The following is a 9062-nucleotide window of genomic DNA, read 5'->3' on the forward strand; positions in this document are numbered from 1 at the left end:
GGGCGCCGGGGGGGGGGGGGGCCCCGGGCCCCGGCCCCCCCCCCCCCCCCGTCCGGCTGTGGGCACCCCCTCGCCCGGCAGCCGCCGACAGCGGGCAGGTTCGGCCACTGTGGGCATGATCCGGCCAAGCCGTAAAAATCCCCCACCTGTTCGGAACTCGAGCCGGGGTATCTCCGACTGCTGTACCGGACGCCGCCGCCGAGGTGGTGTCCGGACAGCACGGGGGAACGGAGGATGACCCATGGCAGCGCAGCAGTCGCCCGCCATCAGTACGTCGGGTGACGGCCCGGGCCGGTCGGAGGACCGGTGGAGCCTGGTCTTCGCCGCGGGCCTGATCTCCTTCGTCGCGATGCTCGACATGAACGTGGTCAACCTCGCGCTCACCGACATCGCGGACGCCCTCGACGTCTCCCCGACCACCGCCCAGTGGGCCGTCCTCGGCTACCAGCTCCCCCTGGTGGCCCTGCTGCTGCCCGCCGGCCGGTGGCTGGACCAGGTCGGCCTGCGCGCCGCCCTGCTGCTGTCCGTCGGCTGCTTCGCGCTGTGCAGCGCCCTGGCCGCCGTCGCGCCCTGGGCGAGCTGGCTGATCGCCGCCCGCCTCGCCCAAGGGGCCTTCGGCGCCGTGCTGTTCGTGCTGATGCCGGTCCTCGCGGCCACCGCCGTCCGCCCGGAGCTGCGCGGCCGCGCGATGAGCGTGCCCGCCACGCTGGGCCCGCTGGGCGCCGTCATGGGCCCGGTCATCGGCGGCCTGCTGCTCGACCACGTCGGCTGGCGGGCGATCTTCCTGGTCAAGCTGCCGATCTGCCTGGCCGCCTGGCTGATCGCCCGTAAGGACGCCCCGCGCGGCGGCAAGCGGCTGCGGCTGCCCGACCGCGCCTCGCTCGGCGACGCCGCGCTGATCGGCTCGGCGGTCGCCGCCGTGCTGCTTGGCCTCACCCTGGCCCCGGACGCGCCGCTGTGGCTGCTGCTCACGCTGCCCTCCGTGCCGCTGGTGCTGTTCTGGCTGCGCCGCCCCGGCGGGCGGCCGGTCGCCGGTGTGCTGCGCGCGTCCGGCACCGCCGCCGTCAACGGCTCGGTGCTGGCCCTCGCGGCCGGCTTCGCCGCCAACCACTACCTGCTCGCCCAGTACCTGCGCCGCGACGACGGCGAGAGCGCCACCAACACCGCGCTCACCATGCTGGCGTTCCCGCTCGGCATGGTGGTCGCCGGCCGGTTCGGCGGGCGGCTCGCGGACCGCTGGGGCGCCCGTCCGACGGCGCTGACCGGCGCCGCCGTGACCGCCTTCGGCCTGCTACTGCTCGTCCCGGTCGACACCGGCTGGTCCTCGGTCGACATCGCCTGGCGGCTCGCGGTGGCCGGCGTCGGCATGGGCCTCAACGGCGGGCCGGTCCAGGCGCTGGTGATGACCTCGGCCCCGCCCGACCAACTCGCCACCGCCGGCTCGGCCGTCCAACTGGCCCGCAGCCTCGGCTTCGCGCTCGGCCCCGCGCTGGGCACCGCCGCCACGCTCTACGGCACCACCGAGGTCGCCGGCATCCGGGCCGGGCTCACCCTGGCCGGCACCGCCGCCGCCCTCGCCGTCGGCCTACTGACCCTGCACCACCGCAACAACCGCCCCAAGGACGCCGCCGCCGGCGGCAGCACCGGCAGCGGGAGCACCACCGGAACCGACCGGACGATCCGCAGCCGCGTGTGACCGAACCTCACACCTCCCCCTACGCACGGCAGATCCTTACCGGAGGAACAACCGCAATGACCGACACCGTCCACGACCCGACCGCGGCGGGCGAGACGCCCGACGGACCGCGCTGCCCGTTCGGGTACGACGAACTCCCCGACCCGGTACCGCTGTTCGGGCCGGAGTACAAGAGCGACCCGTACCCGCTGTACCGGCGGATGCGGGCCGCGGGCCCCGTCCACCGGGTGACCTTCCCGAGCGGCGTCGGCGCCTGGCTGGTCACCGGCTACCAGGCGGCCCACTCCGCGCTCAACGACCCCAGGCTCGGCAAGAACCACTCACTGGGCAACGAGGACTGGCGCAAGCTCGCCTCGATCATGCCGGAGCCGCAGCACTCCCAGCTCCAGGTGCACCTGCTGCACCAGGACCCGCCGAAGCACACGACGATGCGCAAGCTCGTCCTGGACGCCTTCGCGCCGCGCCGGGTGGAGGCACTGCGCCCGCGCATCCAGGAGCTGGCCGACGCCCTGATCGACGAACTCCCGCCGACCGCCCCGGCCGGCGGCACCGACCTGGTCGAAGGCTTCGCGGCCCACTACCCGTTCCGGGTGCTGGCGGCCGTGATCGGCCTGCCCCAGGAACTCGCGGTGCGCTTCGACCGCGACTGGGGCAAGGTGGTGCAACCGGTCGGCCCGCAGGACCCGGGCCGACCGGCGTACGAGGGCCGGCTGCACGGCCTCCAGGGCTACATCGCCGACGTGGTCGCCCACAAGCGCGCCACCTACGACCCCGCCGGGCCCGATGTGGACCTGCTCGGCCGGCTCGTCGCCGCCTGCGACGCGGGCGAGTTGAGCCCCGAGGAGCTCGCCTCCATGGTGTTCCAGCTGCTGGTCGCCGGCCAGGAGCCGGTCACCAACCAGATCACCACCATGCTGATCACCCTGCTGCGCCACCCGGAGCAGCTCGACCGGCTGCGCGCGAGCCTCGACCCGGACGCGCCCACCGCCGAGCCGGGCCTGCTCACCCGGGCGATCGAGGAACTCCTGCGCTACGACGGCGCGTTCGAGCTCACCACCTGGCGGTTCTTCGGAGCCGACAGCGACCTGCACGGCACCACCGTGCCCGCCGGGGACTCGGTGATCGTCTCCCTCGGCGCCGCCAACCGTGACGAGGAGCAGTTCCCGGACACCGACGTCCTGGACTTCGACCGCACCCCCAACGCGCACCTGGCCTTCGGCCACGGCATCCACTTCTGCCCCGGTGCCGCCCTGGCCCGCGCCGAACTCCAGATCGCCGTCGGCACCCTGCTCACCCGGCTCCCCGGGCTGCGCCCGTCGGTCGCCGACGGCGAGGAGATCGACTCGCTCGCCTGGGTGCCCGCCGTCCTCGCCCGAGGGGTGAACCGGCTCCCGGTCGCCTACGACCGGCGGCACTGACCGCTCCCGAAGGACCACCGACGCGTCTCCCCGCATCCACCGCAGCGTCCCGGCGACCACCGCCGGGGCGTGGCTCCGCCTGCCCGAAGCCCGTACAACGTTCCATGGAGGACAACCATGCCGCCCGCCGGCACCACCGTCACCAGTGACTCCCAGGCCGACAGCAACGAGAGCACCGGCACCGTCTACACCGCCCCGGACCAGCAGACCGTGGCCCGGCTCTCCGCCGAGATACTCGACCTGCTGCTGCCGCACCGCCGCGCGTCCGATCCGGACGTCGAGGCCGCCCCCGACGACTTCCCGCTCCAGCTGGAACAGCTGGCGGACTTCATCACCGCCGGGGACCCGATCCTGTTCACCCTGCCCGGCTTCCCCTGCAAGTCGCCCAACCTCGCCAAGGTGCTCAGCCACCTGCCCGACGAGGGCGAGCGGCTGTCGCTCACCTTCCTCAACCGGCTCGCCGAGGAGATCGGCAAGATCTACGCGCCCGGCGCCAAGATCCTGATCTGCTCGGACGGCCACATCTTCGGGGACCTCATCCACGTCCCGGACGACCACATCGACCAGTACTCCGACGAGTTGTCCGCGCTGATCGAGCGCGAGGGGCTGACCAACCTCGACACCTTCGACCTGCGGGCCGTCCTCGGCGACCTGCCCTTCGACGAGAAGCGCGCCCGGGTGCACGCCCAGTACGCGCCGACCAAGGAGGAGTTGCGCGAGCAGGTGCTGACCGACGAGGAGACCGCCAAGCTCTATCGCGGCATCACCCGCTTCCTCACCGAGGACACCTTCGGCTGGACCGGCACCAAGTCGGCCCTCCAGAAGGACTGCCGCCAGCGCGCCTACGGCGTCATCCAGCGCAGCCGCGCCTGGGGCGACCTGATCGCCGAGCAGCACCCCCGGTCGTTCCGGCTCTCCATCCACCCGCAGAAGGTCGGGGTGCTGAAGTTCGGCATCCGGCTGCTGGAGCACACGGACATGTGGATGACCCCGTGGCACTCCTCGGTGCTCCACCGTCCGGACGGGGAATGGGAGCTGATCCGCAGCGCGGAGGCGGCGAAGATCGGCCGACTGGTCGAGCGCAACGGCCGCCCGAGCCACTACGAGACCTCCTGACGTTCGACGGAGGCCGGGGCGGGGAGACCGGCGGAGGCAGGGACGGTGACCTCGGTCGCCGATGTCGCTGGTGTCACTGGTACCACCGATGTCCCTGGTGTCACTGATACCACCGATGTCGCTGGTGTCACTGATGCCACCGGCACTACCTGCGTCACCGGGGGCGGGGCGATCACACCTGCCCTCGCACCCGCGGAACTCCCCGCCCCCCTGCCCGACGGCGGCGCGACCGGACCCGGCACCCCCGGGTCCGGCGCGCCGGCCGGCGCGCGGTGGTCGAACGCGATCAACGGGTCACCCGTGAGCGGGTGTTCGATCACCGCCGCCCGCACCCCGAACACCTCGGCGAGCAGTTCGGCGGTCAACACCTCCCTCGGCTTCCCGGAGGCGACCAGCGTGCCCCGGTGCAGCACGTGCAGCCGGTCGCACACCGAGGCCGCCGCGTTCAGGTCGTGCAACGCGACCAGGGTGGTCCGGCGCTGCTCGCGCAACAGCGCCAGCAGCTCCACCTGGTGCCGGACGTCCAGGTGGTTGGTCGGCTCGTCCAGCACCAGGACGTCCGGCTGCTGAGCCAACGCCCGTGCCAGCAAAACCCGTTGCCGCTCACCCCCGGAGAGCTGGGCGAACCCCCGGTCCGGCGCGTGCGCCATGCCGACCCGGGTCAGCGCCTCGGCCACCAGCCGGTGGTCCTCGGCGTCGTCCTTGGCGAACGCCCGCTTGTACGGGGTCCGGCCCATCGCGACCACCTCGCGGACGGTCAACTCGAAGTCCCCGCCGCGCTCCTGGGGCAACGCCCCGATGTGCCGGGCCGACTGCGCCGGACTCAACTCGGACAGCTCCCGCCCGGCCAGCAGTACCCGCCCGGCACTCGGCCGCAGATGCCGGTAGACGGTGCGCAGCAGGCTGGACTTGCCGCTGCCGTTGGGACCGACCAGGCCGGCGATCTCGCCCTCCTCGGCGACCAGGTGGACACCGGCCACCACGGTCCGCCCGGCGAGGGAGACGCTCAGGTCTTCGACGGCGATTCTCAATTCCGCTCCAGTCGTCGGTCCAGCAGGTAGAGCAGGGTGGGCGCGCCGAGCAGCGCGGTGACCACGCCGATCGGCACCTCCTGGCCGTCGAGCGCGACGCGGGCGATCAGGTCGACGACGACCAGCAGGACGGCGCCGGTGAGGGCGGACAGCGGCAGCAGCCGCCGGTGGTCGCCCCCGACCAGCAGCCGGCACACGTGCGGCACCATCAGGCCGACGAAGCCGATCGCACCGGAGACGGCGACCAGCACCCCGGTGAGCACACTGGTGACGGCGAAGATCTCCCGGCGCAGCCGGACCACGTCGACCCCGAGTCCGGCCGCCGTCTCGTCACCCATCAGCATCGCGTTCAGCGCTCGGGCGCGACCCTGGAGCAGCACCAGTCCCAGGACCACCGCGACCGCGGGGACAGTGAGTTGACCCCAGGTGGCGCCGCTGAGGCTGCCCATCAGCCAGAACAGTACGCCCCGGGTCTGCTGCTCGTCGCCGGTCTGCAGCACCAGATAGCTGGTCAGGCCGGTGAGGAACTGGCCGATGCCGATACCGGCCAGCACCAGGCGCAGCGGGGAGAAGCCGCCGCCGCGCCGGGCCAGCAGCCACACCAGGGAGAACGCGGCGAGCGCGCCGAGGAAGGCCGCCACCGAGACGGTCAGTCCGGCGATCCCGCCGACGGTCAGCGACAGTCCCATGCCGGTGCCGAGCACGATCACGCCCACCGCCCCGAGCGAGGCCCCCGAGGAGATGCCGAGCAGGTAGGGATCGGCGAGCGGATTGCGGACCAGGGCCTGCACCGCGGTGCCGACCAGGCCGAGCCCGGCCCCGACCGCCGCCGCCAGCAGCGCGCGCGGGACGCGCAGTTGCCAGACGATGAGGTCACGGGTGCCGGGCGCCGGGTGCTGCCCGGTGAGCCGCCGGCCGACCACCGACCACACCTCGCCGGGCGGGATGTCCACCGAGCCGAGCGAGACGGCGGCGGTCAGCGCGACGACCAGGGCGGCGGTGAGCAGCGCGGCGAGCGGCCCGGGGCGCAGCGTCCGCCCCCGGCGCCGGGGGGCGGGGGCGGGCGCTTCGGCACCCGGGTCGGTGGCGCCCGCGGTGGCGCTCGGATCGGCGGCGGCCGGAGTGGTGGCGTCCGGAGTGGTGGCGCCCGTGGTGGTGGCGGCGCGGGCCACGGCCTACTGACCGTTCTTGACGAGCGCCGGGTGGACGGTCGCGGCGATCTGCCGCACGGCGTCGGCGTTGCGGATCCCGGCGATCGTGGTGACCTCGGAGCCGATCCGCAGGAAGTGCCCCTCCTGCACGGCCTTGAGCCCCTGCGTCGCCGGGAAGCCCTTGAGGAACGCCTCGGCCTCGTCGAACGCCTTGCGGTTGGCGTCCTCGCTGCCCCGGTTGCGCACCGCGAGCTGGATCCAGTCCGGGTTCTTCGCCACCACGTCCTCCCAGGAGACGGGCCGGAAGTCGGCGTCGCAGTCGGAGAACACGTTGCGCGCGCCGGCCAGGGTGATCACCGCGTTGGCGATCTGCTTGCCGCAGACGGCCATCGGTTGCTTTGTACCGGCGTCGAAGTCGAAGAGGAAGTACCCGGGACGCTGCGCCTCCGGTACGCCCGAGGTGGCGTTCTTGACCTCGGTGATCTGCTGGTCCATCGCGGCCACCAGTTCCTGGGCGCGGGCCGCCGTCCCGGTGACCGCGCCCAGGCGGCGCACGTCCTCCGCCACCCCGGTCAGATCGGTGCGCGGCCCGGACGCGGCCTTCGGACCGCTCGCGCAGGCCGTGGAGAGCAGCAGCACGTGCTGCGTGCCGACCGCCTTGAGCTCCTCCTCGGTCGGCCCGGCACCCGCGGCGCCCATTCCCGGCATCGGCCCGAAGGTGTCCACGTAGAGGTCCGCGCCGGAACCGAGCAGCTTCTCCTTGGGGATCAGGGTGTCACCGAGCACCGGCACCTTGGCGCCCTGCTCGGCCACGGCCGCCGGCAGGCTGCCCTTCCCCGGTGGGAACCCCGTCCCGATGACGCGGTCACCGGCCCCCAGCTGGAGCAGCATCTCCAGACCGGCCGCGTCCGTGGTGACGATCCGCTGCGGCGCCCGGGCGACCGTCGTCTCCTTGCCCCCGCAGTCGGCCACCTTCACCGGAAACGCACCGGCGGCGGACGCCTGTGCGCTTCCGCCGCCGTTCGTGGTGTCGCCGCTCCCGTCACCGCCGCTGGAACAGCCCGTGGCGAACAGGGCGACGGCTGCCGCGATACCGCAGAGGACGCGAGGGCGCATCAGTAACTCTCCTGGTCAATGGTCGTGCTCGGGTTCGTCCTGTGAACCCGGACCAGGTAGTCGGCCGCTGTGCCCTGCCGGTTCCCGGAACTTTGCCCTCCCGACCACCGGAGGGACGGTTAGGGTTGCGCGGTGAGTTTCCTTTCGACGGGTGGGGCGCCGGGGGGCCGTGCGGCGGGCCGCCCGGCGGGCCCGCCGGTGCTCGACGACCTCGGGCTCGTCGTGCCGCCGCCCCGGCCGGGGACAGCCGGTGGGGACCGGACGGTGCGGCGGGTGGTGTCGCTGGTGCCCTCGCTCACCGAGGCCGTGGCCGCCACCGCGCCCGGACTGCTGGTCGGCGCCACCGACTGGTGCAGCCACCCCGCCGACCTGGCCGTCCCCCGGATCGGCGGCACCAAGAACCCCGACCCGGCCCGGATCACCGCCCTCGCCCCGGACCTCGTGATCGCCAACGACGAGGAGAACCGCAAGCCCGACCTCGACGCGCTGCGGGCGGCCGGACTGCCGGTCTGGGTCACCGACATCCGCACCCTCGAGCAGGCGTTCCAGTCCCTGGACCGGCTGCTCACCGTCGGCTGCGGCCTGCCCCGCCCCGCCTGGCTGGACGCCGCCGAGGCCGCCTGGGCCGAGGTCCCTCCGCTGCCCGGCCCCGCCCGCCGGGCGGTCGTGCCGATCTGGCGCCGCCCGTGGATGGTGCTGGGCCACGACACCTTCGCCGGCGACCTGCTGCGCCGCCTCGGCCTCGACCTCCCGCACGCCGAGGACCCGGCCCGGCCGGAACGCTACCCCGCCGTGCCCCTGCCGGAGCTGCTCGCCGGCCGCCCCGACCTGGTCGTCCTGCCCGACGAGCCCTACCGGTTCACCGCCGAGGACGGCCCGGAAGCCTTCCCGGGCATCCCGGCCGCGCTGGTGAGCGGACGCCACCTCACCTGGTACGGGCCGTCACTGGCGGAGGCTCCGGCGGTCCTGGCCGAGCAGCTCCGGCAGGCCCGGCCCGCCGGGGCGGGGTAGGGCCGGGGGGGCGGGTCCGGGCGGCAGCGACGACACGGCCCCGGAGGCGCGGTTCGTGGACCGTGCCTCCGGGGCCGTCGTGGTGCCGGGTGGTGCGGGTGCGGCCGTGCGGCCTCGGTCAGACGCGGGCTGCGGTCACGGCGGCGCCCAGCGCCTCCTTGATGCGCGGGCCCAGTCGGGCGAAGCCCAGCTCCTTCATCGCCGCACGGAGCAGCTCCTCGTCGCTCCGCCCGACGCCGTCCGTGTCGATCCAGCGCACGATCGCGAGCAGTTCCTCCGCCGAGTAGGCGGTCACCGGCCGCCCCGCCGTGAACTCCGGCTTCGCCGGGCGCCCGGCTGTTTCGGTCTCTGTCTCGGTCTCGGTCTCCGTCTCGGTTTCCTCGACGGCCTCGGCCTCAGTCTCGGCCTCCGCCTCGACCTCGACCTCGACCTCGACGGTCGACGCGGGGGCTTCGATCGCCTCCGCGACCTCCGCGACCTCCGCGACCTCCGCGACCTCCGCGACCTCCGCGACCTCCGCGAC

General features: G+C 73.9%; 7 protein-coding genes and 1 pseudogene. 4 read left to right on the top strand and 4 right to left on the bottom strand.

The window, feature by feature from the left end:
- Positions 1-241 precede the first annotated feature (241 nt).
- The 3 genes from SM793_RS35705 to SM793_RS35715 all read left to right on the top strand — a co-directional run bounded on the left by SM793_RS35705 (position 242) and on the right by SM793_RS35715 (position 4230).
- Positions 242-1696 (top strand): MFS transporter, encoded by a 1455-nt coding sequence (locus SM793_RS35705; protein ID WP_320443302.1) that lies wholly within the window; start codon positions 242-244, stop codon positions 1694-1696.
- 56 nt (positions 1697-1752) lie between these two features.
- Positions 1753-3114, top strand: a complete 1362-nt coding sequence (locus SM793_RS35710; protein ID WP_320443303.1) for a cytochrome P450 — start codon at positions 1753-1755, stop codon at positions 3112-3114.
- Positions 3115-3231: 117 nt separating this feature from the next.
- Positions 3232-4230, top strand: a complete 999-nt coding sequence (locus tag SM793_RS35715; RefSeq protein WP_320443304.1) for an isocyanide synthase family protein — start codon at positions 3232-3234, stop codon at positions 4228-4230.
- A 245-nt stretch (positions 4231-4475) separates the two neighbouring features.
- On the opposite strand, the pseudogene SM793_RS35720 reads toward SM793_RS35715, so the two are convergent.
- The 3 genes and pseudogenes from SM793_RS35720 to SM793_RS35730 all read right to left on the bottom strand — a co-directional run.
- Positions 4476-5261, bottom strand: a pseudogene (locus SM793_RS35720) (ABC transporter ATP-binding protein); the annotation flags it as partial.
- Entirely contained in the window at positions 5258-6292 is a 1035-nt protein-coding gene (locus tag SM793_RS35725) for an iron ABC transporter permease (RefSeq protein WP_320443307.1), read from the bottom strand. The gene SM793_RS35725 and the pseudogene SM793_RS35720, both read right to left, overlap by 4 nt.
- A gap of 144 nt (positions 6293-6436) precedes the next feature.
- Positions 6437-7528, bottom strand: a complete 1092-nt coding sequence (locus tag SM793_RS35730; RefSeq protein WP_320443305.1) for an ABC transporter substrate-binding protein — start codon at positions 7526-7528, stop codon at positions 6437-6439.
- A 264-nt stretch (positions 7529-7792) separates the two neighbouring features.
- Between SM793_RS35730 and SM793_RS35735 the strand changes: the two genes are divergently transcribed.
- On the top strand, positions 7793-8539 hold the full coding sequence (locus SM793_RS35735) for a helical backbone metal receptor (RefSeq protein WP_320443308.1): 747 nt from the start codon (positions 7793-7795) through the stop codon (positions 8537-8539).
- 118 nt (positions 8540-8657) lie between these two features.
- Here SM793_RS35735 and SM793_RS35740 read toward each other — a convergent pair.
- A partial coding sequence (locus tag SM793_RS35740; RefSeq protein WP_320443306.1) for a hypothetical protein occupies positions 8658-9062 on the bottom strand: 405 nt, incomplete at its 5' end.

Origin of the sequence: Kitasatospora purpeofusca, from assembly GCF_034043715.1 — a bacterium.
In the GTDB taxonomy this organism is placed as follows: Bacteria; Actinomycetota; Actinomycetes; order Streptomycetales; family Streptomycetaceae; genus Kitasatospora; species Kitasatospora purpeofusca_A.